Annotated in this window: 18 protein-coding genes and 2 tRNA genes; 14 read left to right on the plus strand and 6 right to left on the minus strand. The window is 59.4% G+C overall.

The window, feature by feature from the left end; translation table 11 throughout:
- Positions 1-45 precede the first annotated feature (45 nt).
- Positions 46-540 (minus strand): GNAT family N-acetyltransferase, encoded by a 495-nt coding sequence (locus tag IEX75_RS11515; RefSeq protein ID WP_229720790.1) that lies wholly within the window; start codon positions 538-540, stop codon positions 46-48.
- Between the two features lie 39 nt (positions 541-579).
- Positions 580-1,923 (minus strand): tRNA (N6-isopentenyl adenosine(37)-C2)-methylthiotransferase MiaB, encoded by a 1,344-nt coding sequence (gene miaB, locus IEX75_RS11520; RefSeq protein ID WP_229720791.1) that lies wholly within the window; start codon positions 1,921-1,923, stop codon positions 580-582.
- A gap of 413 nt (positions 1,924-2,336) precedes the next feature.
- Between miaB and IEX75_RS11525 the strand changes: the two genes are divergently transcribed.
- A complete protein-coding gene (locus IEX75_RS11525) occupies positions 2,337-3,350 on the plus strand; it encodes a lytic transglycosylase domain-containing protein (protein WP_188794492.1) in 1,014 nt (337 codons plus the stop codon).
- Positions 3,351-3,422: 72 nt separating this feature from the next.
- On the opposite strand, the gene IEX75_RS11530 is transcribed toward IEX75_RS11525, so the two are convergent.
- Entirely contained in the window at positions 3,423-4,640 is a 1,218-nt protein-coding gene (locus IEX75_RS11530) for a trypsin-like peptidase domain-containing protein (RefSeq protein ID WP_188794493.1), read from the minus strand.
- A 240-nt stretch (positions 4,641-4,880) separates the two neighbouring features.
- Here IEX75_RS11530 and petA point away from each other — a divergent pair, with 240 nt between their 5' ends.
- The 6 genes from petA (at position 4,881) to cycA (ending at position 10,708) form a co-directional block, all read left to right on the plus strand.
- A complete protein-coding gene (gene petA / locus IEX75_RS11535) occupies positions 4,881-5,486 on the plus strand; it encodes a ubiquinol-cytochrome c reductase iron-sulfur subunit (RefSeq protein WP_188794494.1) in 606 nt (201 codons plus the stop codon).
- Positions 5,487-5,757: 271 nt separating this feature from the next.
- Positions 5,758-7,059: a cytochrome b gene (locus IEX75_RS11540; protein ID WP_188794495.1), complete on the plus strand. Its 1,302-nt coding sequence runs from the start codon at positions 5,758-5,760 to the stop codon at positions 7,057-7,059.
- A complete protein-coding gene (locus IEX75_RS11545) occupies positions 7,052-7,792 on the plus strand; it encodes a cytochrome c1 (protein WP_188794496.1) in 741 nt (246 codons plus the stop codon). The genes IEX75_RS11540 and IEX75_RS11545 overlap by 8 nt, the downstream gene beginning before the upstream one ends.
- Before the next feature lie 87 nt (positions 7,793-7,879).
- Positions 7,880-8,500, plus strand: a complete 621-nt coding sequence (locus IEX75_RS11550) for a glutathione S-transferase N-terminal domain-containing protein (protein WP_188794497.1) — start codon at positions 7,880-7,882, stop codon at positions 8,498-8,500.
- A gap of 17 nt (positions 8,501-8,517) precedes the next feature.
- Positions 8,518-8,946, plus strand: a complete 429-nt coding sequence (locus IEX75_RS11555; RefSeq protein WP_188794498.1) for a ClpXP protease specificity-enhancing factor — start codon at positions 8,518-8,520, stop codon at positions 8,944-8,946.
- A 358-nt stretch (positions 8,947-9,304) separates the two neighbouring features.
- Positions 9,305-10,708, plus strand: coding sequence for a D-serine/D-alanine/glycine transporter (gene cycA / locus IEX75_RS11560; RefSeq protein WP_188794499.1), 1,404 nt, complete (start codon positions 9,305-9,307; stop codon positions 10,706-10,708).
- Between the two features lie 69 nt (positions 10,709-10,777).
- Here cycA and IEX75_RS11565 read toward each other — a convergent pair whose 3' ends face one another.
- Positions 10,778-11,188 carry a DUF3301 domain-containing protein gene (locus tag IEX75_RS11565; protein ID WP_188794500.1) on the minus strand — a complete coding sequence of 137 codons (411 nt, stop codon included), beginning with the start codon at positions 11,186-11,188 and terminating at the stop codon, positions 10,778-10,780.
- 36 nt (positions 11,189-11,224) lie between these two features.
- The gene (gene nadC, locus IEX75_RS11570) at positions 11,225-12,082 is read right to left on the minus strand and encodes a carboxylating nicotinate-nucleotide diphosphorylase (RefSeq protein ID WP_188794501.1); all 858 of its coding nucleotides are present in this window, start codon (positions 12,080-12,082) and stop codon (positions 11,225-11,227) included.
- A 437-nt stretch (positions 12,083-12,519) separates the two neighbouring features.
- On the opposite strand from nadC, the gene olsF reads away from it, so the two are divergent.
- From olsF to IEX75_RS11590, 4 genes are all read left to right on the plus strand, one after another.
- Entirely contained in the window at positions 12,520-14,232 is a 1,713-nt protein-coding gene (gene olsF / locus IEX75_RS11575; protein ID WP_188794502.1) for a bifunctional ornithine lipid synthase OlsF, read from the plus strand.
- Positions 14,233-14,716: 484 nt separating this feature from the next.
- Positions 14,717-17,155 carry a TonB-dependent receptor gene (locus IEX75_RS11580; protein ID WP_188794503.1) on the plus strand — a complete coding sequence of 813 codons (2,439 nt, stop codon included), beginning with the start codon at positions 14,717-14,719 and terminating at the stop codon, positions 17,153-17,155.
- 237 nt (positions 17,156-17,392) lie between these two features.
- Entirely contained in the window at positions 17,393-18,793 is a 1,401-nt protein-coding gene (gene ppnN, locus IEX75_RS11585) for a nucleotide 5'-monophosphate nucleosidase PpnN (protein WP_188794504.1), read from the plus strand.
- Between the two features lie 70 nt (positions 18,794-18,863).
- Positions 18,864-18,940: transfer RNA gene (locus IEX75_RS11590), tRNA-Asn, on the plus strand.
- Between the two features lie 160 nt (positions 18,941-19,100).
- On the opposite strand, the gene IEX75_RS11595 is transcribed toward IEX75_RS11590, so the two are convergent.
- Positions 19,101-20,150, minus strand: coding sequence for an alpha/beta hydrolase (locus IEX75_RS11595; protein WP_188794505.1), 1,050 nt, complete (start codon positions 20,148-20,150; stop codon positions 19,101-19,103).
- 184 nt (positions 20,151-20,334) lie between these two features.
- On the opposite strand from IEX75_RS11595, the gene IEX75_RS11600 reads away from it, so the two are divergent.
- From IEX75_RS11600 to IEX75_RS11610, 3 genes are all read left to right on the plus strand, one after another.
- Positions 20,335-20,404 (plus strand) — tRNA-OTHER (locus IEX75_RS11600).
- A 791-nt stretch (positions 20,405-21,195) separates the two neighbouring features.
- Positions 21,196-23,409 carry a DUF6531 domain-containing protein gene (locus tag IEX75_RS11605; protein WP_268236476.1) on the plus strand — a complete coding sequence of 738 codons (2,214 nt, stop codon included), beginning with the start codon at positions 21,196-21,198 and terminating at the stop codon, positions 23,407-23,409.
- Between the two features lie 508 nt (positions 23,410-23,917).
- Positions 23,918-25,990, plus strand: a complete 2,073-nt coding sequence (locus IEX75_RS11610) for an RHS repeat protein (protein ID WP_188794507.1) — start codon at positions 23,918-23,920, stop codon at positions 25,988-25,990.
- Positions 25,991-26,095: the final 105 nt, after the last annotated feature.

Raw genomic sequence — 26,095 nt, forward strand, 5'->3', positions numbered from 1 at the left:
CCGGACCAGTGCCTGTCGTGCAGGCCACGTTGCCAGGCTCTCCGCTTATGGCGGCGATGAAGTGTTTGTTTGCAGATCGAGGCGATAGAAGCGCGTATCAACCGGCATGAAGGGAAAACCTGCCGGCAACTGCACTTTGTCGATCAGCGCGAAACCGTGCTTTTCATAGAAGCGATGCGCGGCTTGGAATTTATCCGTGGTACCCAGGAACACGCTATGCACGGCGTGCTGCGTCGCCCAATCCAGCGCGCCTTGCAAAAGTTTTACCGCAACGCCCCATGCCGTGCCGCGATATTCGGCGGCCACGAACATCTTGCGCAAAGCGACGTCGTGGTAGCCGATGTCCTTCAGCGCGACCGTGCCGACGATCTTCTGCTCATCCATCGCGACCCAGAAATTGCCCGTACCGTGCTGGTAATACACGGGGATCGCGGAAAGATCCGGCTGGCGTTCCAGGTCGATATCGAAGCCGAATTCCTCGCGCTGAATCGAGACGATCAACTCGCCCACCGCCGCCGCATGCTGCGGTTGGAAAGGCATCAAGCGGATGCGTGCGGCGTCTGCGCCCATGCTGGCGAGTCAGGCGGCTTCGCTATCCACGCTGGCAACACGTCCACGCAGCGAGTTGGTCATCGCGTCGGTGATGACCACGTCCACGAACTGGCCGATAAGGCTCGCAGGTCCAGGAAAATTCACGTAGCGCATGTTCTCGGTGCGACCGGTGAGTTCGTTTGCGTTCTTCTTGCTGGGCTTTTCCACCAGCACGCGTTGCACTGTGCCGACCATCGCCTCGTTGATCTTGCGGGCGTTCTCGTTGAGCACCGCCTGCAGGTGCGCGAGGCGTTCGCTCTTCACGGTGGCCGGTGTGTCGTCGGCAAGATTGGCAGCCGGCGTGCCGGGGCGTGCGGAGAAAATGAAGGAGAAGCTCTGGTCGAAGCCGACGTCGTCGATGAGTTTCATCGTCTTCTCGAAATCCGCATCCGTTTCGCCCGGGAAGCCGACGATGAAGTCGGACGAGATGCAGATATCCGGACGCACCGCGCGCAGCTTGCGGATCTTCTGTTTGAACTCCAGCGCCGTGTAGCCGCGCTTCATCGCGGCCAGGATGCGATCCGAACCGGCCTGCACCGGCAGGTGCAGGAAGTTCGCGAGCTTCGGCACATTGGCATAGGCCTCGACCAGCGAGTCGGAGAACTCCAGCGGATGCGAGGTGGTGAAGCGGATGCGGCCGATGCTTTCAATCTCCGCGATGGCGTGGATCAACACGGCCAGGTCTGCCGTGCCGCCATCGTGCGTGGGGCCGCGATAGGCATTCACGTTCTGGCCCAGCAGGATCACTTCGCGCACGCCTTGTTCGGCAAGCTGTGCGACTTCCACGATCACGTCGTCGAACGGACGGCTGATTTCCTCGCCGCGGGTGTAGGGCACCACGCAGTAGCTGCAGTATTTGGAGCAGCCTTCCATGATCGACACGAAGGCGGTGGGGCCTTCGGCGCGCGGTTCGGGCAGGCGGTCGAATTTCTCGATCTCGGGGAAGCTGATGTCGACCTGCGGCTTGCCGGTGGCGCGCTTCGCTTCGATCAATTCGGGCAGGCGGTGCAGGGTCTGCGGGCCGAACACCAGGTCCACGAACGGCGCGCGCTTCAGAATCGCTTCGCCTTCCTGCGACGCCACGCAGCCACCCACGCCGATCAGCACGGGCTTGCCACCCTGCTTGTATTCGCGCCAGCGGCCGAGTTGGCTGAACACCTTTTCCTGCGCTTTTTCACGGATGGAGCAGGTATTGACCAGGAGCACATCCGCTTCCGACTCGTCCTGGGTCAATTCCAGACCATGCGACGCGCGCAGCACGTCGGCCATTTTGGCCGAGTCGTACTCGTTCATCTGGCAGCCGTGGGTCTTGATGAAAAGCTTGCCGCTCATGGCGTCGGGTACCGTGGGGTCGGAAGGCAGCGCGAAATGCGTCGAACCGCGTATTGTACTCGTGCGATTAGTGTGCTGCTACCGATGGATCAAGGACTTGCGGGAGGGAGTGTCGCCCTGGAGATGCGTAGGTTGGGGTGCAAACCCCAACATCCGGATGTAGGCGTGCATGGCGATGTTGGGGTTTGCACCCCAACCTACGTGGTTGATGGAGTTTCCGGCAAGCCTTGCTCCTTCAGCCCAATCCTCACCCCGGACGGCAGCAGGGCATGTATATCCATGTTCTGGCACACGATTTCGCTAATTCATGCTTGGCTCGCGACGGCGCTAAGCGCAAACTTCCCGCCATGTTTGCCGCCGTACGCCAAAGGGGAGGCCACGGTTCCAGGGCAACCCGCCTCCCAACACTTTTGATGATCGCCATGCTGGCGCTGCTTGGCTGCGCCCTGCTGTTGGCCGCACGCCCGGTGCAGGCTGCTGCGCTTTACCGCTGCACGGGGTCGCAGGGCGAGATCGTGTTTACCGGCAGCAAGGCGGGTTACCGCGAATGCCAGCAGCTGGCGTCGTTTGCGACTCCGCCGCCACACGCAGGGCCACGGCGGGTGATGTCGAATCAGGTCAGCTCGCTGGCGTGGGTGACCGGCTGGGTAGAAACCTCGGCCAAGCCGATTGCCCCCATCGTCGTGTCGCTGGATCGAGTCATGGCAGGTGTGGAAACGACGGCTCGCGTGGCGCCTCCGCCCACCGGCAAGCCGGGGCAGTGGAGTTATAGCGATTCGCACAACGGCTTGCCCGCCGCGCTGGCGGACAGCGGTGCGCAGGATTCGCCGGACAATCGCGTGCTGCGCGGCGCGGTGTATCGAGTCGTGCATCGCGACGGCAGCGTGGAATACACCAATATTCCGCCGGGTGGCGCGCAGGCGAACAACGTCACCAAGCTTTTCAGCTACATCGCCACCTGCATGGCGTGCAATCTGCACTCGAGCATCAACTGGGGCACGGTGGCGCTCAACATCGATGCCTATAAGGACGTGATCCACGAAGCCAGCCTGGAATCGGGTGTGGACGAAGCATTCATCCGCGCCATCATTCACGCTGAAAGCGCCTTCAATCCGCGTGCAATGTCGCTCAAGGGCGCGCAAGGGCTGATGCAATTGATGCCGGGCACGGCGAACGACATGGGCGTGCTCGATGCGTTCGATCCGGTGCAGAACATTCGTGGCGGAGCACGCTATCTCGGCTTGCTGATGAGGAACTTCAACGGCAACGTGCGGCTGGCGGCCGCCGCGTACAACGCTGGCCCCGGCGCCGTGCAGCACTACAACGGCGTGCCGCCGTTTGCCGAGACGCAGGTGTATGTGCAGCGCGTGGGTGAGTTGTTGCAACGGTATAGCAAGGCGTTGCACCCGCCGTTGGCGAGTCTGTAGGTTGGGGTGCAAACCCCAACATGGCGTGACAATCAAGCATGGCGATGTTGGGGTTTGCACCCCAACCTACGTTTAGCCTTCGATGAAGCTTCCGGTATTCCCTTGCGAATTCGAAGCAGGCAACCGCGGCGGCCGCTGAATCACATTCACCATCACGTGAAACGGCACGCCGTTGCGCAAGCCGGACAATTCCACCTTGCCACCGGGTTTGAGCACCGCCTCGTGGCGGCTGAGGTCGGCAGGATCGCGAATATCGTCGTCACCCAGGCGCAGCAGAATGTCGTGCGGCTGGATGCCGGCCGCCGCTGCCGGGCCTCCAGCGTAGACATCAGTAACCTGCGCACCACGCGCCGCCGCCGCGGGCAGGCCACTATCGGCCGCCACCGGCACGAAGCCGTAGTTCGCGCCGAGCCAGCCGCGGATCACGTGACTGGTTGCGATTAATTGTCGCAGTACGTTGGTAGCCGTATCGACCGGAATGGCAAAACCGATACCCTCCGCATTAGCTGCCTTACCGATGAGGAGGGTGTTGATACCGACCAGGTCACCGTTGCTGTTGACCAGCGCACCGCCGGAGTTGCCGAGGTTGATCGCGGCATCGGTCTGGATGAAATCTTCCGGACTGCTGTTGTTCAACTGACGGCCGATGGCACTGATGATGCCCATGGTCACGGTCTGATTGAGGTTGAGCGGATTACCGATGGCGAGCACCACGTCGCCCACGCGCAGCTTTTTTGGATCAGCCATCTGGATCACCGGCAAGTTGCCGGCGTCGACGATCTTCAGCACCGCCAGATCCGTTTCCTCGTCCGCACCGACCAGCTTAGCCTTCGCAACGCGTCCGTCGTACAGCAATACCTGGATGTCGTCGGCGTTGGCGATCACGTGATTGTTGGTGAGCACGTAGCCGTCTGCACTGACGATCACGCCGGAGCCGAGGTTCTGTTCGCGCCGCGTCTGCGCCGGGCCTACCGGGGTGCCGCCGAACAGCTGCTGCATCATCGGATCGGTGAACATGCGTATGGCTTGTTCGGTCACGACCTTGTTGGCGTAGATATTGACGACAGAAGGCGCGGCCTTGGCAACGGCATCGGCATACGAAAACGGTGCAGGTTGCGATGGCGCGGGTGAAGTCTCCGCTGGAACCGATGCATGTTCGTGCTGCAGTCCAAAACGTGTCCGCAGATGATCACCGACACTCGGCCAGATCAGGCTGATCACGAACGCGATCGCCAGCCCGAGTATCACGAATCGGGCAACAAAGGCGACGATGCCGGCGGCATGCTTCATGTCGTAATCAGTCTGCAGGAAAAGTAAGCGCGTGAGTGTGGCAGAGCGACGTGACCGCCCGTGCGGTTTTATTGTAGGGTTCTTGACCTGAGGCTAGACTAACGCGATTTATTGTAGGTAACGCGATTTTGCAGGGGCACGATCCTGAGGGGCGGTCGGCGAAGCGGAATCTTTAGCTCGCCCGCATTGGCAGAGTCTGGTTTCTGCAGTGTCAATGGCATGCAAGTACCGGAGAGCCTGATGGCGAACGAAGTCGTCGATCTAGGCCGCCGCCGTTTTCTCACCACGACGACTGCCGTGGTAGGGGGAGCAGGCGTAGTGGCTGCAGTTGTGCCTTTCATCAAGTCGTGGGAACCCAGTGCAAGAGCCAAGGCCGCCGGCGCCCCCGTTACCCAGTCACTGAAGAAGATCGAAGCGGGCCAGCAATTGATCGTGGGCTGGCGCAGCCTTCCGGTATTCATCGTCAATCGCACGCCGGCACAGCTGACGGCGCTGGCGCAGCAGGATCCTCGTCTGGTCGATCCGAAGTCCGATGGCGCGTCCGCCGACCAGCAACCCAAGTACGCGCAAAACGAAACCCGCTCCATCAAGCCGGAGTGGCTGGTGATGGTCGGCATCTGCACGCACTTGGGCTGCGTTCCCAACTATGTCGGCGAAATGAAGCCCGAGCCGTTCGATCCGAACTGGCAGGGCGGTTACTACTGCCCTTGCCACCACTCGCGCTACGACATGGCCGGCCGTGTTTACCAGGGTGTGCCTGCGCCGAAGAACATGCAGATTCCGCCGTACCACTTTGTCGACGACAACACCGTGCAGATCGGTGTGGATGCAGAGGGGAATTCGTAATGGCGAACGTCTTCTCTAGGAGCCTGCTTTCATATTCCAAGCACCCCGCGCCGGGATCTGTTTGCGCGCAAGCCAAGGAGGAGCGAGGGCGCGTATGTCGATACGTAACCGAGCGAGGACGCGGGATTGCGGGCAAACAGACCCGGCCCTGCGGGTTGCGTCTGAGTGGCCGCCATGCGGTAGCGCGTGGCTTGGCCATACAACCAGTATGGCGCTGCGCCACGCACTACCACCTGACGGCCACTCAGACGCAACGCGGGGTACTTGGAATATGAAAGCAGGCTCCTCCATCGGCGAATGGGTCAATGAGCGTGCACCTGGTTTGATGCCGGTGTACCGCAAGCACATGACCGAGTACTACGCACCGAAGAACTTCAACATCTGGTACTACTTCGGTTCGCTTGCCCTGCTGGTGCTGGTCAACCAGATCGTCACCGGCATCTTCCTCACCATGAACTACGATCCGAGCGCGAGCGGTGCGTTCGACTCGGTGCAGTACATCATGCGTGACGTGGAGTGGGGCTGGTTGATTCGCTACATGCATTCCACGGGTGCATCGCTGTTCTTCGTGGTGGTTTATCTGCACATGTTCCGCGGTCTCTTGTACGGCTCGTACCAGAAGCCACGCGAACTGGTGTGGTTGCTCGGCATGACGATCTTCCTGGTGCTGATGGCCGAAGCCTTCATGGGCTATGTGCTGCCGTGGGGCAACATGTCGTTCTGGGGCGCGAAGGTGATCGTGTCCTTGTTCGGCACGATTCCGGTGATCGGCAAGGATCTCGTCGAATGGATCATGGGCGATTACCTCCCTGCCGACGCCACGCTCAATCGCTTCTTCGCGCTGCACGTGATTGCGCTGCCGCTGGTGCTGCTGTTGCTGGTGGTACTGCACCTGGCCGCGCTGCACGAGGTGGGTTCGAACAACCCGGACGGCGTGGATGTGAAGCACGGCCCGAAGGGCAACCGTTGGGATCCGACCAAGCCGGCCGATGGCATTCCATTCCATCCGTATTACACGGTGAAGGATCTGGTCGGCGTGGGTCTGTTCCTTGCCATTGCCGCCTTCATCATCTTCTTCCAGCCCACGTTCGGCGGCTGGTTCCTCGAGCACGACAACTCCATTCCAGCGAACAATCTCGTCACGCCGCTGCAAATCAAACCGGTGTGGTACTTCACCGCGTTCTACGCGATCGTGCGCATGATTCCATCTGCCTTCGGCACGGCGGTGTGGGGTGTGCTGGGCATGTTCGGTGCGATCCTGCTGCTGTTCCTGCTGCCGTGGATCGATGCGGGCAAGGTGAAATCCATCCGCTATCGCGGCACCGGCTACAAGCTGGCGTTGACGTTGTTCGTGTTGGCATTCTTCGGGCTGGTGCTGATCGGCACGGACTCCACCGAAGAGCTGATCCCGATGCTGTTCGGCCCGAGTGTCGACGTGACCTCCGTCGAGAACATCTTCGGCCGCATCATGGTGCTGATCTACTTCGGGTACTTCGTATTCCTGTGGCTGTACACGCATCTTGGCTGGGAAAAGACCAAGCCGGTTCCGGAACGGGTGACGACGCATGACTAAGCGCTACATCTCCTTCTTTGTGCTCGCGCTCGGCCTGCTGCTCGGTACCACGGCGGCGATGGCGGAAGGCCCGGAAATGCCGGATGCCGGCACCAACATCCGCGACACGGCCTCGCTGCAACGCGGCGCGCACATCTTCTTCAACTACTGTGTGGGTTGCCACTCGCTCAAGTACCTGCGCTACGAGCGCATCGCGGACGACCTCGGCCTGACCGAGGACGACGTGATGAGCAACCTCAATTTCACCGGCGGCAAGTTCGGCGATCCGGTGATCTCGCATATGCCCGAGGACGACGCGCAGAAGTTCTTCGGCAAGGCGCCGCCGGACCTGTCGCTGGAAGTGTCGGCCAAGGGTGCGAACTGGGTGTTCGCCTACCTCAACTCGTTCTATCTCGATCCCAAGAGCCCGATCGGCTGGAACAACACCGTGCTGCCCAATGCGGCCATGCCGTTCCCCTTGTGGGAACTGCAGGGCGAACAAGTGCCGGTGTTCAAGCAAGCCAAGCCGGGCGACGATCCGGAAATCGAAAGCCTCAAGCTGCTCCACGCCGGCAAGCTGACTCCCGCGCAGTACCAGCAGGCTGCCCGCGACGTCACCAACTTCCTGGAATACGCCTCCGAACCGGCTGCCCTGCAGCGTCGCCACGTCGGCATCTGGGTGGTGCTGTTCCTGCTGGGCTTCACCTTCCTGGCATACTTGCTCAAGAAAGAATATTGGAAGGACGTCCACTGACGCCCTCTTAAAGAAGAAAATAAGGGACTTGTGGCCGCAGGGTGGCGCACGCCATCCTTGCGGCCAAACGCAAGGGGAGAAAAGTGCATGGTCCAGAACGCTCGTTCCCGGACGGTACTCGCCCTGTACTCCGCTGCCGATGACATCCAATGTCATCGAGTACGGCTGGTGCTGGCCGCGAAAGGAGTCACCTACGATCTGATCATGGTCGATCCGGCCAAACCTTCCCAGGACCTGCTCGACCTCAACCCGTACCACAGCTTGCCCACCTTGGTGGACCGCGAGCTCACGCTGTACGACACCGCGGTGGTATGCGAATACCTGGACGAGCGCTACCCCCATCCGCCGCTGATGCCGATCGATCCGCTGTCCCGCGCCCGTCTGCGACTGGCGGGGGTACGCATCGAGCGCGATTGGCTGTCGGACGTCGAGCACATCAAGGCTGGTGGCCGTCCGGCCGACCTCGCACGCAAGCGTCTGCGCGAGCACCTGCTCGCCGCCTTGCCCTTGTTCAAGGCGTCGAAGTTCTTCCTTAATCCTGAAATGAGTCTGGCTGATTGCTTGGTGGCGCCGGTGGTATGGCGCCTGCCGTCGCTGGGGGTAGATCTGGGCCGGGAAGGCAAGCCGATCATGGATTACGGCGAGCGGCTGTTCCACAGTCAGGGTTATGCTCGCAGTCTGACGGCAGAAGAAAAGGCTTTAAGGTGACCCAGCAGCAACCCAAGATGAGTTCCAACCGCCCGTACCTGCTACGGGCGATTTACGACTGGATCAGCGATAACAACCTCACGCCTTATATGTTGGTCGACGCCACGCGCCAGGGCGTACGCGTGCCGCCGCACGTGATCAAGAACGGACAAGTGGTGCTCAACCTGGCCATGCGCGCTGTCGCCAACCTGGACCTGGGCAACGAATGGATCAGCTTCCAGGCACGCTTCTCCGGTGTCAGCCATAGCATCCAGATTCCGGTGCCGGCGGTGCTGGCTTTGTACGCGCAGGAAAACGGGCAAGGCATGATGTTTCCGGCGGAAGACGAAGAGCACGGTGGCGAGCCACCGAGTGACACGCCGCCACCGCCGCCCGAGCCGGAACCGCCGACGGATGGGGACAAGCCGAAGCGGGGTGGTGGGTCGCATTTGCGGGTGGTGAAGTAGCTGCCGTTCTATGTCTTCTCCCCTACGAGAGAGGGCCGGGGTAAGGGACGAAGCTCGCGGGAATGGGTAATGCTTTAGCCCGTCGTCATTCCGGCGAAGGCCGGAATCCAGTCAAGAACGACGTGCGTAGCACACAACATAAAAAAGGTTCTGTGTGCTTCGCACAGTGTATTTGAACTGGATGATTCGCTTCGCTCACCCCTTCAGGGCCATCCTTCGGATGTTCTCCGCGCTTCGCGCTCCGTCCGGCTTTCGCCGGAATGACGGTGGGGCAAAGTGGAGATGGTCGTTATCCACCCGATAGCCGCCCCCCACCATTTCCTCTAAGGTATCGGTTTCCCCCTACAAGCCGCTCCGCATGTCCGACGCACACGAACACCCGGACCACCTACGCCGCAGCCTGTCCAACCGCCATCTCCAATTGATCGCCATCGGCGGTGCGATCGGCACTGGCCTGTTCATGGGATCGGGTAAAACGATCAGCCTGGCCGGGCCATCGATCCTGCTGGTGTATCTGATCATCGGCATCATGCTGTTCTTCGTGATGCGCGCGATGGGCGAGCTGCTGCTGTCGAACCTGCAGTACAAATCGTTCATCGACTTTTCCACCGATCTGCTTGGTCCCTGGGCCGGTTTCTTCTGCGGCTGGACGTATTGGTTCTGCTGGATCGTCACCGCCATTGCGGACGTGATCGCCATCGCTTCCTACGCGCAGTTCTGGTTTCCAGGCTTGATGCCGTGGGTGCCGGCCGTGCTGTGCGTGCTATTGCTGCTGGCGTTGAATCTCACCGCCGTGCGTGTATTCGGTGAACTGGAATTCTGGTTCGCGCTGATCAAGATCGTGGCGATCATCGCGCTGATCGCGACCGGCTTCGGCATGATCGTGTTCGGGTTTACGTCGCCTTCCGGCCATCACGCGTCGCTCGCGAATTTGTGGAACGACGGTGGCCTGTTCCCCACCGGCGTGGGTGGTTTCTTCGCCGGTTTCCAGATCGCCGTGTTCGCTTTCGTCGGTATCGAACTGGTAGGTACGACAGCTGCGGAAACGGCCGACCCTACGCGCAACCTGCCCAAGGCGATCAACTCGATTCCTGTGCGCATCATCTTGTTCTACATGCTGGCGCTGGTCGTCATCATGACGGTGACACCATGGCGCCTGGTGCAGCCGGGCAAGAGTCCGTTCGTGGAATTGTTCATGCTGGCGGGTATTCCCGCGGCGGCCAGCTTGATCAACTTCGTGGTGCTGACCTCGGCTACGTCGTCAGCCAACAGCGGCATCTTCTCCACCAGCCGCATGCTCTACGGCCTGGCCGAAGAAAGCCATGCGCCGGGCTTGTTTGCACGACTGTCGCGGGCAGCGGTGCCATCGCATGGTTTGCTGTTTTCCTGCTTCTGTCTTTTGGCAGGCGCGATGCTCGTGTACGTCGTACCTAACCTGGTGACGGCCTTCACGCTGGTCACCACGTTATCGGCCGTGCTCTTCATGTTCGTGTGGTCGCTGATCCTGGTGGCCTACATGGCCTATCGGCGCAAGCGGCCGCAATTGCATGCGGCTTCCACATACAAGATGCCGGGTGGCGTGTTCATGTGCTGGGTGTGCCTGGCGTTCTTCGCGTTCGTGCTGTGGTTGCTCACATTGCAGCCAGATACGCGGGAGGCGTTGCTGGCTAGCCCGGTGTGGTTCGTGTTGCTGGCGGTGGCGTATGGGTGGAAGGGACGCCGCGCGGCGGTGGCGGCAACGCCGCGCTCCGAGGATGCGTAGGTTGGGGTGCAAACCCCAACGTGAAAGGCATGCATGGCGATGTTGGGGTTTGCACCCCAACCTACGGGGCTAGTGCCGGATATCCCGGTCGCGATACTGCCGGCGAAACGGCACGACATTGGTACCCTCGGTCGTCTCGGTGGACGATGTCACCGGATGCTCCGGCGTGTACAACTCGACCGTGGGAAGAATCAACGCCGTGAGCAGGGAGCCGACCATCCACAGATGCCCGGCTTCGCGATCGTCGCCATCGATGCTCACTTCGAAACTGTAGCGGCGCTCCACCACGCGCTGTCCGCGGAAGCGGCGCAGGCGCAATCCGCTCAAGCCCACGGTTTCATCCAGCAGCTGCAGGCCATGCTGCTGGCAGCGCCAGCGTGCTTCCTGGATGGCGCGGTCACGAGCGCGGCTCAGCATCAGCCAGATGCCGGCGATGGCCAGCAGCACGAGCAGCAGGAGAAGGGTAGCAAGGTCGCCCATGCCAGCAGTGTGTGGGCGACCCGCGCTCGCCGCAAGTCAGTCGATTTTCAAACGCAACGAAAGATCGATCGCCCGCACGTTCTTGGTCAGCGCGCCCACTGAGACGTAATCCACGCCGGTGCGTGCGTAGTCACCAATCGTCTCGAGGTCGACGTTGCCGGAGATCTCCAGCGGCACGCGCCCATCGGTTTGCGCGACAGCCTCTTGCATCAAGGGCAGGGTGAAGTTGTCCAGCATGACGCGATCCACGCCGGCATCCAGCGCCTGCTGCAACTCGTCGAGATTTTCCACTTCCACTTCCAGCAGCAAGGTGGGATGGAGCTGCCGGGCCGCCTGCACCGCAGCGGCAATGCTGCCGGCGGCGATGATGTGGTTTTCCTTCACCAGGATCGCATCGTAGAGACCGATGCGATGGTTATGGCCGCCGCCGCAACGCACCGCGTATTTCTGTGCGAGGCGTAGACCCGGTACCGTCTTGCGCGTGTCGAGCACGCGCGTCTTGGTGCCGGCAACGGCTGCTACATACGTCGCCGTGATGGTGGCAGTGCCGGAAAGCATCTGCAGAAAATTCAGCGCGGAGCGTTCGGCCGTCACCAGCGAGCGCGCATGGCCGTGCATCTCACAGACGATGGTGCCCGGTGTCACGCGGTCGCCATCGCTGACGCGCCAATGGATACGCGCATGCGGATCAAGCTTGCGCACGCACGTGTCGAACCAGGGAATGCCGGCGATGACCGCATCTTCGCGGCAGGTGAGTGCGGCGAAGGCTTGTGCATCGGCCGGCAGCAGGCTGGCGGTGGCATCGCCATGGCCGATGTCTTCGGCGAAGGCGCGTTCCACGTCGGCGTCAATCAAACGCTGGTCGGGCGGGGCGAAGCGGAAGGTTTGGGACATGCGGGAAGGGCTACGCGTGGTGAGAATTCCGCGCATGCTACTCGTATGAGGGTGGATTGAGGTGCAAGGTCTGATATATCGCCATGCTTTTGCCGTGGCTCCGGCCCAAAAAGTCGAAGTTCACGCCAATGCTGTTTCAGCGCGAGTCGTCATTTCGGCGAAAGCCGGAATCTAGTTTAAATACGTCGTGCGAAGCACTCAAAACCCTTTATTGAGGGGTGCTTCGCACGTCATCCTTGACTGGATTCCGGCTTTCGCCGGAATGACGAGCAAGCCCCCCAACCGAGGGAGACCATGGCCGCCTTGAACAAGCTCTTAAGCATTGCCCCTGACGCCCTCGTGTATTCTTGCGGCGCGGAAGAGTTTGACCCCGCGATTTCTCGCAGTTGTCACACTTGATCGGCAACATGGATTAAAACCAAGGGAGGCAGGCGGTCATGCTTCATGTCGAACAGGCCCTTACCGAACGTCTACCGTGGCTTGCGCAGCATCCGATGATTCGTAAACCCGTGGCTGGCATGCTGGGGCGGCTGGCTGACGAGGCAGGTTTCAATCGGGTACTTGATCGGCTTGCCGATATCAAGGGGTTCGATTTCGCCGAACAGGTCCTGGATCTGTTGGGCTGCAGCTATCACATCGTGCAGCGCGAGCGGGAACATATTCCCGTCGAAGGTGGCGTGTTGGTCGTCGCCAATCATCCGCTGGGCATGCTCGATGCCATGGCCTTGCTGGACCTGATTGGTTCGGTACGTAAGGACGTACGTATTCTCGGCAATGACTGGCTGGCTGCGGTGCCGCAGCTCGGTCCTTTGTTGTTGCCGGTCGACGTATTCGGCGGTGGTGCAGCGTCGCGTATGCGCAACATTTATCGTGCGCTGGACCGTGGCGAAGCACTGATTATTTTTCCGGCTGGCGAAGTGTCTCGCATGGGGCCGGCCGGTGTGCGTGACGGCCGTTGGGCGGATGGTTTCGCCCGCATGGCCATGCGCAGCAAGGTGCCCGTGCTGCCTATCCACGTGGCGGCGCGCAATTCGGCCATGTTCTACGGTCTTTCCATGCTGGCCAAACCGTTGAGCACGGCCATGCTGCCGCGCGAAGCGGTGGCTACCCACGTCAGCCGTATCGGCTTCAGCGTCGGTGCGCTGGTCAGTGCGGATGAAATGATCAAGCGCAGCGACAACAACTCGCAGCGTGCCGCCGATCTGATGCGCCGGCATGTGTACCGCATCAGCCATCGCCGTGGTCTGATCTTCGGTGGCCAGGTGCCGCTGGCGCACCCCGAGCCGGTCGATCGCGTGGTTGCCGAGCTTTCCCAATGCGAAAAGCTTCTCGATCTTTCCGACGGCAAGCAGCTGCTGGTGCTGCGTGGTTCGACCGATGGCGCCGCCTTGCGCGAGATCGGCCGTCTGCGTGAACTCACCTTCCGCAAAGTCGGTGAAGGCACCAACACCCGGCGCGATCTGGATGCCTACGACGCGCATTACGAACACCTCGTACTGTGGGATCCGAAGGCGTTGCGCATCGTCGGTTCGTATCGCCTCGGCCACGGCGGGCGCCTGATTGCCGAGCGCGGCATGAAAGGTCTGTACACCGCCAGCCTGTTCAATTATTCGCCAGCGCTGGAATCGCGGTTGGCCCAAGGGATGGAACTCGGGCGCAGTTTCGTTGCACCGGCGTACTGGCGTTCCCGTGCGCTGGACCAGCTCTGGCAGGGCATCGGCCTGTACCTGCAGCGTCATCCGGACCTGCGCTATCTGTTCGGCCCGGTGAGCATGTCGGTGAGCCTGCCGCGCCAGGCGCGTGAGTGGATCGCCGCCGCACACCAGCATTACTTCGGCGCGCCGGGTCTGGCTTCCGCCCGCCAGCCGTTCAAGGTTTCCGCCGACGTGCTCGAAGGCGTGCGTCGCGAGCTGGAAGGGCTGGACTCCGTCAGCGGATTGGGCAAGCTGCGCCATCACCTCGACGCGCTCGGCGTAAGCCTGCCCGTGCTGTATCGCCAATATGTGGACCTGATGGAGCCAGATGGCGTGCAGTTCCTCGATTTCGGCGAGGACCCGGGCTTCTCCGGTTGCGTCGATGGCCTGGTCATGCTCGACCTTTCCCGCCTGAAGCCCGCCAAGCGCGCCCGCTATCTCGGCAAAAGCGCCTGAGCTTTTCGCTCCCTTCCCTACGTGCAGTAGGGGAGGGCCGGGGTGGGGTGAAGCCCCCAATCCTGCCGCCAGCCCAAGCCTTCTAGAGGCCGCGCCCCAAAGCGCAAGTTCTTCACGATTGCGATGTATCTGTAAAGAACATGTAAAGGAAATATGGGATCGTGCTAAGGTATCGCTAAGGATACGTGACCGACTTCCCCTTGCCTGGCTATCAGCGAATGGCTTGGGGCGAAGTATGGATCAGCTGGTACGTGTGTCTTCCAGGGATAAGTGAAAGGGTCGATCTTTCTTCGCCCCACCGGAAAAAACCAAAACCTAGGGTTCCACAGAAGCCACTCGGCTCATGCAGCAAATGAGCCCGAGTCTTTTTGTGCGTAACGAAGGCAGGAAGCCAGCTAATCCGTGTTTTTACAAACGAAGTTTGAGCGGTCATGAAGCGGTGCCAGAGACATACAAACCAATAACCGGACTTACGGGGCTCTACATGAAACGTACGCATCTTTCCGCAGCGATTGCGATGGCCTTCTACCTGTCGGCAGGCGTTGTGGCGGCACAGACGGCCAGCAACGACCAGGCCCAGGCGGGCCAGTCGACTCAGCAACGCGTCAATGCATCCAGCACCTCCAACACCACCACGTCCAACGCCACCGAGCGCGATGTGAAGCAGATGTCGCAGGTGACCGTGCAGGGTCAGTCGCTGTCGCTGGGCGGTGGCTTGATGTCGGTGCAGATCGCACCGAAGGCCGTGTCGACGATCACGCGCGACGCCATCGAAAAGGCGAGCCCCGGCAGCAACTTCACCCAGATGATTGCCACCATTCCGGGCGTGAACGCGGCGACCGACGACGTGACCGGCCTGGCCAACGGCCATTACAGCATCCGTGGCTATGACTCCTCCGACATCGGCATGACCGTCAACGGCGCGCCGATCACCGACACCGGCAGCTACTCCGTGTACGCCACCGAATACGGCGACTCGGAAAACATGGGCGACATCACCGTGCTGCAGGGCATTCCGGACGTGGACATGCCCGACTCCGGCGCCAGTGGCGGCCACATCGGCTGGGCCACCATCGACCCGCCGCACCAGGGTGGTGTCGACTTCACCCAGACCATCGGCGGCAACGATTACCGCCGCACCTTCTTCCGCTTGAACACGGGCGATCTTGGCCCGGTGCGCTCCTGGTTGTCGTACTCCGACAACACCGCCGACAAGTGGCGCGGCGACGGCAAGATGGACGTGACCAAGGTTGACGGCAAGTCGGTGTGGACGATCGACGACAACAACTCGATCAGCGCCTCGCTGCAGTACAACCGCGAAAACAACATTGCCTATGAAAGCGTCAGCAAGCAGCAGGTGGCGCAGAACGGTTACTTCACCGACTACAACACCACCTGGATTCCGACCGCCGGTCTCACCGGTACGGCGCTGAAGAACGCGATCAGCAACGACACGTATTACTACGGCCTGCGCACCAACCCGTTCCGCAGCTACCTGTTCAGCCTGGATGGCGAGTTCAAGCTGGCTGACAGCCTGCACGTGTCGGTGATTCCGTACTTCTGGTATGGCAACGGCGGCGGCGGTTCGTCCGCCACGGTGACCGAAAGCACCTCGACGGCAAACCGTTTCGGCTACACCGACACGGACATCAACAACAGCGGCAACGTGGTCAACAACTCGCAGGGCGTGGTGTATTCGTACTCCGCCGCGCTGACCTACCGTCCTGGCGTGCTGGTCAAGTTCAATCAGGATTTCGGCCTGGATAACAGCCTCGAATACGGCTTCTGGTACGAAGACTCGCGCAAGACGCAGGACGACAGCTATTTCCAGGTCAACGCGCAGGGCACGCCGGTGAACCTGTGGGGCACCGGCAACTACGTCGTCTACCCCAACGGCATGCCGATGACGTACTACCACGAGTACACCAACACCGAAATCGAAAAAGGCTTCGTGACCGACAACTGGACGCCGACCGACCAGTGGACCTTCACCGCAGGTACTGCCTTCCTGCATGCCACTCGCGATGCATGGGGTTATGACTATCCGGGTTCGTACACCGGCTCGGTGAGCAAGCAGCAGATCTACACCACTGCGCATGGCGACTGGAACAAGCTGCTGCCGACCGCCGGCATCAAGTTCCAGCTCAATGAGAAGAACCAGTTCTACATCGGTACCGGCAAGACCTTCCGTGTGCCGACCAACACGGTGCTGCTGCTCAACTCTTTCGCCAGCCAGGATCTCAGCAAGCCGGAAACCTCGTGGAATACGGACCTGGGCTGGCGTTACTACGGCGACGCGATCTCCGCCAGCGCCGACGTGTACAACAGCAACTACAACAACAAGCAGGAAAGCGCGTACGACAACGCCAACGGCCAGACCTACTACACCTCCATTCCTCGCATGCACATGCGCGGTTTCAACGGTGAGTTGAGCTACAAGTTTGCGCCGAGCTGGACGGTGTATAGCTCCTACACCTACACCAAGGCCGACATCGTGGGTAACCTCAACGGCGGCGGCAACGGTATCTATCTGACCAACGGCCGGATGATGCCCGATACCGCCAAGAACATCGGCAACCTGAGCCTGAGCTACGACGATTCCCATCTGTGGGCCGAGCTCACCGGCCGCGTTACCAGCCAGTTGTACGGCGATTACATGAACACCGAGACCGTCGGCGGCTTCACCACCTTCACCTTTAACGCGGGCTACCGCTTCGGCGATTGGGACTGGTTGAAGAAGCCGTACATCAAGCTCAACGTGACCAACCTCACCGACAAGCACGCCTTCTCGTACGTGAGCTCGGCACAGTTCCTTGCCGCCGCTTCGGCAAAGTTGTTCCCGTCGCTGTACGGCAGCGCGCCGACCTACGGCCTGCTGCAGCCGCGTACGTACATGGTGACGGTCGGCGCTTCGTTCTTCTGATCATTGCGTATCGACCAACATCCCTCTCCCTCCGGGGAGAGGGTTGGGGTGAGGGGCCAACCTCGCGTCGCCTCCTCATTCCCAAACGTCAAAACGCCCTGCCACCCGCAGGGCGTTTTTTTATGGAAGGCTATCCACAGCGTTGACCGCACTGCACCATAAGCGAGATGCTAGGCGACCACCCACGCAAATCACAGCCACACAGGGCGGAAAGCAACACCAGGAGACGACGGACCCATGAACGACACCCAGCTCGACAAAACCGGCAAGCCCGCAACCGTAAGTGCACGCATATCACCCGCCGGTGGCCTGGACATCCTTTCCCGCAACGAAGTGGCACGCCTGCGCGATGCCAGCGGTTCCGGCCTGCATGGTTTGCTGCGCCGCTGCGCGCTCGCGGTGCTCACCTCGGGCGAAGTCGGCGACGATCCGCGCGGCATGTTCGAGCAGTATCCGAATTTCGACATCCAGGTGTTGCAGCAAGATCGCGGTATCAAGATCGAACTCTCCAACGCGCCTGCCAAGGCCTTCGTCGATGGCCACATCATTCGCGGTATCAACGAGCTGCTGGTGGCGGTGGTGCGTGACATCGTCTACGTATCCACGCAGCTGGAGCAGGGTGCGTTCGATCTCGACGATACCGTCGGCATCACGCACGCCGTGTTCGAAATTCTGCGCAACGCGCGCATCCTGAAACCGCAGATCGATCCCAACCTTGTTGTGTGCTGGGGTGGCCATTCCATCTCGCGCGACGAATACGAATACACCAAGTCCGTCGGCTACGCGCTTGGCCTGCGCGGCATGGATATCTGCACCGGCTGCGGCCCCGGCGCCATGAAAGGCCCGATGAAAGGCGCCACCATCGCGCATGCCAAACAGCGTCGCCGCCACAACCGCTATATCGGCGTGACCGAGCCCGGCATCATCGCCGCCGAATCGCCCAATCCGATCGTGAACCAGCTGGTGATCATGCCGGATATCGAAAAGCGCCTCGAAGCCTTCGTGCGCATGGGACACACCATCATCGTGTTCCCGGGCGGCGTCGGTACGGCAGAAGAAATCCTCTACCTGCTCGGCATCCTGCTGCATCCGGACAATGCCGGCGTGCCGTTCCCATTGATCTTCACCGGCCCGAAACAATCGGCTGCCTACTTCGAGCAGATCGACACCTTCCTGCGCCTGGCGCTGGGTGACGAGGTCGCGCAGCACTACAAGATCATCGTGGACGACCCCATCGCCGTGTCGCATGCCGTGGTGCGCGGCATCGACAAAGTGCGCAACCATCGCCTCGACAACAAGGACGCCTTCTTCTTCAACTGGTCCTTGAGCATTCCGGTCGCGTTCCAGCAGCCCTTCATCCCCACGCACACAGCCATGCGTGCGCTTGCCATCCACCGCAACCGCCCGCGCCACGAACTCGCCGCCGACCTGCGCCGCGCCTTCTCCGGCATCGTCGCCGGCAACGTGAAGGACGAAGGCGTCCGTGCCATCGAACAGCACGGCCCGTTCGAGATCGACGGCGAACCGGAAATCATGCGCGCCCTGGACCGCCTGCTGCAGGCCTTCGTCCAGCAACACCGCATGAAACTCCCCGGCGGCAGCGCCTACGTGCCGTGCTACCGCGTGCTTACCAGCTGAATTCGCGGGGGAAAGCAGCCCACCCCGGCTTGACAGCCCCGGGCCCTTTCCCCAAACTACACAGCTCCCCGCCCGAATAGCTCAGCCGGTTAGAGCACTTGACTGTTAATCAGGGGGTCGTTGGTTCGAGTCCAACTTCGGGCGCCAAATTCAGAAAAAAGGCCTACCTAGCGGTAGGCCTTTTTTTATTGCCAGTCGTGTCTCAGTTGACGGGGCTCGACCATGCCCACTATTGAATGCCGCCGCCTGGCTGGTTAACACCTTTCCGCTCTGCGCGACGCGTGCAACCTGCTCATTTTTTCGCAGATCAGTCCTTCAGATTGCTTGAAAGAAATGGAAACACTTTCGTGGCGAGACGTTCTTGCACCTGCTGACGATGATCGCCCACATAGGTGTCAAGCAGGTGTGGGATATGCGCATCGCTGAGAGCTTTGGAAAACGCAGCCGTAGAGGGCGGAATGTGTGCGAACTCGTCATTGAAGCCGTAGTCGATGGCGAGGGCGTGCAGCTTGCACAAATTTTCGCGAAACCGGCTTACTTGTTGCAACGGGAACTGATTGCGAAACTCGGTGTATTCAGGTTCGCGTGGCATCAATTCGTGCCCCACTTGCTGCACCGGTATCTTCACATGCAACGGCGCGGCAGGATCGGGATCGATTGCTGACAACAGCCCCAGCGCCGCAACAGGGTAGAACTCCCCTCGCTTGATTGCCGTATCGACGTCCTTGTAAGTCTTGAACCGAAGCAATCCATTCCAACTCGCGCTATTGCCATATCCGATGTCCTCGATGGCATCCAGGCAGCAGGGGCTTATGGCGTAGATAACCGAAAATACGTCCGGCCGGTGCATAGCCAAACGTATGGCCCCGAAGCCGCCCATGGAAAGGCCTGCAACGCCACGGCTCTCTGCTGTGGCTAGCGTTCGGAAATCATGGTCGACACGGGCGACCATTTCCTGGGCGATAAAATCCTCCCAGCGGCCGGTAATCGGCGAGTTAGCGTAATAGCTGCCCATGAAGCGATTCTTTGCATTGGGCATGACGACGATCATTTCCTTGATCGTGTGACTGGCGATGAGGTCGTCCAACATAGCAGGAACATTGAAGTGGTGAATCCAAACGTCATTGGTGTCGCCAATACCATGCAACAGAAAAACCACGGGATAACGCTTCGTGGATGTTTCGTATGAAGGTGGAAGATAGACGGCAAAGGTCTGATCGGCGGGATCACCGACAAGATTTCCGGCTAGCGCTGTGGAATGAATGGAAACCTGCTTGATGGTGCCAGCCGGTTGAGCCCAGGCCGGCGTGGTTAAGAGCATCAGCAAGAAGATCAGCCGCGTAATACCGTGATTCATCTGCTTTCCCTACGTTATAGAACGGATTGAATCGCGCAACGACACTGCACCGGATTAGCAATGGGCATGTGGTCGATTGTTCTTGATCTCTCATCCGGCCGACTTAATGTATAAATTTTTCACGCTACCCCTTGATTAAATCGACTGATAACGGGCTGCAAGTATAAAAATAGAAGGTCCAAGTGCTTGAATGCAATCGTTACCTTCCTCGACTGTTAATCAGGGGATCGTTGGTTCGAATCCAACTTCGGGCGTCAAGTTCAGAAAAAGTGTCTACCTTGTGGTGGGCTCTTTTTCGTTTCTGGGGATCATCAACGACGAAGGCTGCGCAGCTTGAAGGGTGCTTCCTTAGGCTTTGAGCGTCTAAAGCCAACTGACGACTGAGTGATGGAATTCATATCGTAGATGCAGAGTCGAAGAGCTTCTTCATTCGACAAATCCGATCGCCACAGATCAGTGGTGAACCCGATTTCGATTTTGATGAGCTGAGCTGCCAGGGCTTTAACTCTGAAAGGATCTACCGGAGTGCGCTCGAGACATGTCGGACGGTCTCCCACCGTTGTCCCGATACGCGTAGCGCGTGCCAGGAGCATCGAAGCACGGCTTGTTGCCTGTATCACTCCCGCACATGTAGCCGCATGTACGCCTAATCGGAAAATATTGTAGGAAAACACCGACAAAATGCGTTGCCGATGTTTTTGTCACAGCCCTGTCTTGATTCATCACAAATCATTCACAACGCCGTCTGCATGTTGCAGCAGCTAGTCGTGTGGGCAGGGGACAATTCATGGATTGCATGGGATGCATCTTGGCGATGATGCCAAGTGATGCAGTGCGGTTGGGGCAGATACGGACCCTAGTGCGGAAAACAGGATCGCGAAATTCGAAATTTCGCCGGTTCGCCGCGTTATTCGTATTGCTCTTGTTGGCGCTGGTCTACACGACCTCCGCGACTGCCTATAGCCATTGGTGCATACCGTCTGAGGGGGAAGCGTATTCGTACGATCAGGCGCTAGCCGATTGCTTGGAGTTGCCCCCGCCAGGCATGACCACCTATATCCCGTGCTATTTAACGGGGGTATCTCCTTGGGATAATGGCGGGTACACCGGGACCTGGCGATGGGTGGGAAGCCGATGGTCGCCGGGTGACGGTAATGCGAACTATGAATGGTGGTGCGCGCCCCCCGCCCAGCCCTCACCAGGTAAAGCTGCGGGTGCGCCTCCGCCGAATAATATCGAGGGTGATCCGATCAATGCCGGCACAGGCAACGTGTACCGCCGCGATGAAGATTTCCACGCTGGTCGCTGGCTCACTTTTGCGCGGTATTACAACAGCGACTCCAGTGCCGGTTTGGATACGATCGGTCAGCATTGGCGGCACTCTTATGCCAGCCACCTGAATTACGTTGCAGGCACGACATCCGGTACCGGAACCGTGACGATCACGCGTGAGGATGGGCGCGTTAGCACCTACACGCTGGTAAGTGGCGTATGGGCCGGTGAGCCAGACGTTCCGGATGCCTTGACGGAGCAAACCGACAGCAGCGGTAACCCTACGGGATGGACACTGTTGCGTGTAGACACACGTAGCACAGAGCAATTCAATGCGGCCGGGCAGCTCATCAGCATCCAGGATCCAAACGGCTTCGTTGTCACTCTCAACTACAGCACGGCAAGCACACCATCCAGCGTGGCGCCTGGGCCAGGCTATTTGATTTCCGTCGTTGACCCGCAGCAGCGAACCCTCCAACTCACATACAACAGTGCGGGTTTGATCCAACAAGTCATTGCCCCGGACGGATCAACCTACAGTTACGCCTACGACAGTAAAAACGAACTGCAAGCCGTCACCTATCCGGATGGCAAAAGCTGGACTTACCTTTACGGCGAGTCGCCTAATAACGGAGGGGACACGGCCGTCGGGTTGTTGACGGGCATTCTCGACGAAAGCGGCAGCCGTTACTTCAGCTACAGCTACAACGCTTCAGGCCAGGGCATCAATAACCAAATGGCCGGTGGTGTGGAATCGTATGGCATTACGTACAACAGCGACGGTTCGGCCGACGTCGTCGATCCTCTCGGTACATCTCGCCACCACACTTTCACCACTGCGGTGGGTGTGCCCTACGTGACAGGCGTAAGTGGTGCTTGCGCTTCGTGCTCCAATATCAGTACATGGAGCTACACCGTCATCGGCGTACTTTCTCAGACCACCGACTTCAACGGCAATACCACGGTCTATCAATACGATGGCGACGGGATGGAGCTAGGGCGCATTGAGGGTTCCGGTAGTGCCGTCCAACGCACGACTATGACGACATGGAATGACACACTCCATGAGCCGCTACAGCGAACCGTTGTGAATGCATCATCCGCGACGATCGCGCAAACCAATTGGGTCTACAACAGCGCTGGGCAAGTACTGGCTCGTTGCGAGATTGATCCCGCCAATAGTGCTGCCTCCGGTTATACCTGCAGCAACACTGGAACGGTTCCGGCGGGTGTTCGTCGGTGGACTTACACGTACTGCGCTGCCGTCAGCACTGGCTGTCCGTTAGCCGGCCTGATGCTGACGGCCAACGGCCCGCGCACGGACCTCACGCAAACTACAACCACTAGCTACTACACCAGTAGCAGCACAACGAACTGCGGTACGCCCGGTGCTGCTTGCTATCAGGTGGGCGACCTCTACCAAGTTGCTGACGCACAGGGACACGTGACTACCATCGCCTCCTATGACGGCGATGGTCGAATCACGCGGACCATCGATGCCAACGGCATCAACACGGATATGACCTATACGCCACGCGGCTGGTTGGCCTCGCGCAGCGTAAGCGGCGCTACGACAAGCTTTACCTACACGCCCTACGGGGCGGTGCAAACTTTCACCGATCCAGACGGTGTCACTACCACCTATGGCTATGACACAGCGCATCGCCTAGTAAGGATTACTGATGCTCAGGGCAACTACACTCAATACACGCTGGATGCCTCCGGGAACAAAATCGGTGAGCAAACGTATGACTCAAGCGGAACGCTTCACAAGGGCTTGAGTCGCACCTTCAACACGCTGGGTCAACTCACGACGGTGGTCGATGGCCTCAACCACACCGTGTTCAACGCCAACGCGAGTGGCAGCTACGACGCCAACGGCAACCTGATGCTTAGCACCGATGGCTTAGGCATCCAGCGCCAGCAGGGCTACGACGCTCTGAATCGTCTGGTTCAAACCATCGATAACTACAACGGCACGAACTGAGTGAAACAAAATTATCGGGTGAATGGATAGGGAAGGGGAAACATGGAGCTGATGTTTTCAAAGGCCAAGATATCAAAAGTAACAAAGGCTGCCTTGGCATCAACTCACTGAATTCATGTGTGTCGCGCCTGTTGCAGCGACAAGGTTGTGAAGATAGGGGAAATCCATGGATCGCGTTGTATGCATTCTGGCAAGTAGATCGCGGACGTCGTTTCGCCGATTTACCGTGTTGCTCACCTTGCTCTTGCTTGCGTTGGCTTACACCACTTCAGTGATGGCCGATAGCGGTTGGTGCAACCCGGTAGAGGGATACGCCTATAGCTATGAAGGTACATATGAAGCTTGTCTGAAAGATCTCCAGCATCCTACTTATTGGACGCTTTACAGACCCTGCTATTTGAGTTCGCAGCAACCATGGGATGGGAACGGCTATAGCGGCATGTGGGATTCGACATGGACCCTTAATGGTGGGTACTCAAGTGATGGATTCGCTTGGTGGTGTGGCGGGTTGACTCCGCCTTCCCCAGGCAAGCCCAACGGAAAGCCTGGCGACAATGCGGTTGGCGACCCGATTAATGCAGGCACTGGCAATATCTATCGTCAGGATCAGGATTTCAGTGCTGGGCGCTGGCTAAAGTTCGAGCGGTTCTATAACAGTGATCCAAGTGCAGGTACGACCACATTGGGGCAACATTGGCGTCACTCGTATGCAAGTAGCCTCAGCTATGTCGCGGGTTCAACGTCCGGCACCGGAACGGTCACGATCACTCGAGAGGATGGGCGTGTAGGTACTTATGCCTTGTCGAGCGGCACGTGGGTGGGTGAGCCCGATATTCCTGATGCACTGACAGAGCAAACGGATAGCAGTGGCAATCCGACGGGATGGACTTTGCTGCGTGTCGATAACCGCAGCACGGAGCAATTCAATGCTTCCGGCCAACTCACCAGTATTCAAGACCCGGAAGGGTTCATCACTGCACTGAGCTATAGCACGACCAGTACACCCAGCAGTGTAGCGCCGGGGGCTGGTTATCTGATTTCAGTGGTCGATCCGCAGCAACGCAGTATTCAATTCATCTATAACGCTAGCGGGCTAATCACACAGGTAACAGCGCCCGACGGGACTGCATACAAGTATGCATACGATGCCAATAATGAGCTCCAGACCGTTACGTATCCGGATGGCCATACCTGGACATATTTGTATGGAGAATCGCCGAATAACGGTGGCGATACGGCGTCAGGACTGCTGACTGGCATTATTGACGAAAGCGGTAATCGTTACTTTAGCTATAGCTACAACGCATCCGGCCAGGGCATCAACAATCAAATGGCGGGCGGCGTAGCGTCCTATTCCATTACGTACAACAGCGACGGCTCTGCGGATGTGCTTGACCCATTAGGTACCTCGCGACACCGCACATTTGCAACCGTGATGGGTGTCCCTCATGTGACCGGAGTCAACGGTACTTGTGAGTCGTGTTCGTCAGTCAGCGCGTGGTCTTACAACTTAAACGGATTGCCCAGTCAAACGACTGATTTCAACGGCAATACCACGACTTATGCGTACGATTTGGATGGCATGGAAACGGTGCGTATGGAGGCATTAAACGCTCCCACGCAGCGGACGATAATGACGACATGGAATGACACTTTCCATGTGCCGACGTTGCGTCAGGTATTCAATGCAAGTCAAACGTTGATGACGCAAACACAATGGGTTTACAACGCATCGGGACAAGTATTGGCGCGATGTGAAGCAGACCCTAACGTTTCCGGAGCAACGTCCTATACGTGCGCTGCTACAGGTTCGGTTACCGCGGGCGTACGTCGCTGGGCCTACACCTACTGCGCGGCTGTCGGCACCGGCTGTCCGCTGGTTGGCCTGGTGCTGACGGCCACTGGTCCGCGCACGGACATCACGCAAACCACCACCTACAGCTACTACACCAGCAGCAGCGCCACCAGTTGCGGCATACCGGGAGCCGCCTGCTACCAGACTGGTGATCTTTACCAGGTTACCGATGCTCAGGGCCACGTCACCACCATCGCCTCCTATGATGCTGATGGTCGAGTCACACGGACTATCGATGCCAACCGCATCAACACGGATATGACATATACGCCACGCGGCTGGTTGGCCTCGCGCAGCGTGAGCGGTGCTACGACAAGCTTTACCTACACGCCCTACGGGGCGGTGCAAACTTTCACCGATCCAGACGGTGTCACTACCACCTATGGCTATGACACAGCACATCGCCTGGTGAGGATTACTGATGCTCAGGGCAACTACACCCAATACGCGCTGGATGCCTCCGGGAACAAAACCGCCGAGCAAACGTATGACTCAAGCGGAACGCTTCACAAGGGCCTGAGTCGCATCTTTAACACGTTAGGTAAGCTCACCACCGTAGTCGATGGCCTCAATAACACCATATTCAACGCCAGCGCGAGCGGCAGCTACGACGCCAACGGCAACTTGGTGCAAAGCGCCGATGGCTTAGGTATCCAACGCCAACAGGGCTACGACGCACTGAATCGTCTGGTGCAGACCATCGACAACTACAACGGCACGAACTGACAGGGGTATAGCCATGGATCAAGGACACTCAGTGAAGGGTTCAGCCGTTGGGAAAGTGGCCACGCGTAGAGAACTTGGGGATCAAACAGGTATCGGGGGGTGCGT

Origin of the sequence: Dyella nitratireducens, from assembly GCF_014642835.1 — a bacterium.
GTDB lineage: Bacteria > Pseudomonadota > Gammaproteobacteria > Xanthomonadales > Rhodanobacteraceae > Dyella_B > Dyella_B nitratireducens.

Bases quoted from the DNA above. Each gene is read 5' to 3' on its own strand.
- IEX75_RS11530 (WP_188794493.1), bottom strand. From the start codon at position 4,640: ATGAAGCATGCCGCCGGCATCGTCGCCTTTGTTGCCCGATTCGTGATA.
- IEX75_RS11580 (WP_188794503.1), top strand. From the start codon at position 14,717: ATGAAACGTACGCATCTTTCCGCAGCGATTGCGATGGCCTTCTACCTG.
- IEX75_RS11595 (WP_188794505.1), bottom strand. From the start codon at position 20,150: ATGAATCACGGTATTACGCGGCTGATCTTCTTGCTGATGCTCTTAACC.
- ppnN (WP_188794504.1), top strand. From the start codon at position 17,393: ATGAACGACACCCAGCTCGACAAAACCGGCAAGCCCGCAACCGTAAGT.
- petA (WP_188794494.1), top strand. From the start codon at position 4,881: ATGGCGAACGAAGTCGTCGATCTAGGCCGCCGCCGTTTTCTCACCACG.
- IEX75_RS11605 (WP_268236476.1), top strand. From the start codon at position 21,196: ATGACCACCTATATCCCGTGCTATTTAACGGGGGTATCTCCTTGGGAT.
- miaB (WP_229720791.1), bottom strand. From the start codon at position 1,923: ATGAGCGGCAAGCTTTTCATCAAGACCCACGGCTGCCAGATGAACGAG.
- IEX75_RS11550 (WP_188794497.1), top strand. From the start codon at position 7,880: ATGGTCCAGAACGCTCGTTCCCGGACGGTACTCGCCCTGTACTCCGCT.
- IEX75_RS11525 (WP_188794492.1), top strand. From the start codon at position 2,337: ATGATCGCCATGCTGGCGCTGCTTGGCTGCGCCCTGCTGTTGGCCGCA.
- IEX75_RS11515 (WP_229720790.1), bottom strand. From the start codon at position 540: ATGCCTTTCCAACCGCAGCATGCGGCGGCGGTGGGCGAGTTGATCGTC.
- IEX75_RS11565 (WP_188794500.1), bottom strand. From the start codon at position 11,188: ATGGGCGACCTTGCTACCCTTCTCCTGCTGCTCGTGCTGCTGGCCATC.
- IEX75_RS11540 (WP_188794495.1), top strand. From the start codon at position 5,758: ATGAAAGCAGGCTCCTCCATCGGCGAATGGGTCAATGAGCGTGCACCT.
- olsF (WP_188794502.1), top strand. From the start codon at position 12,520: ATGCTTCATGTCGAACAGGCCCTTACCGAACGTCTACCGTGGCTTGCG.
- IEX75_RS11545 (WP_188794496.1), top strand. From the start codon at position 7,052: ATGACTAAGCGCTACATCTCCTTCTTTGTGCTCGCGCTCGGCCTGCTG.
- nadC (WP_188794501.1), bottom strand. From the start codon at position 12,082: ATGTCCCAAACCTTCCGCTTCGCCCCGCCCGACCAGCGTTTGATTGAC.
- cycA (WP_188794499.1), top strand. From the start codon at position 9,305: ATGTCCGACGCACACGAACACCCGGACCACCTACGCCGCAGCCTGTCC.
- IEX75_RS11555 (WP_188794498.1), top strand. From the start codon at position 8,518: ATGAGTTCCAACCGCCCGTACCTGCTACGGGCGATTTACGACTGGATC.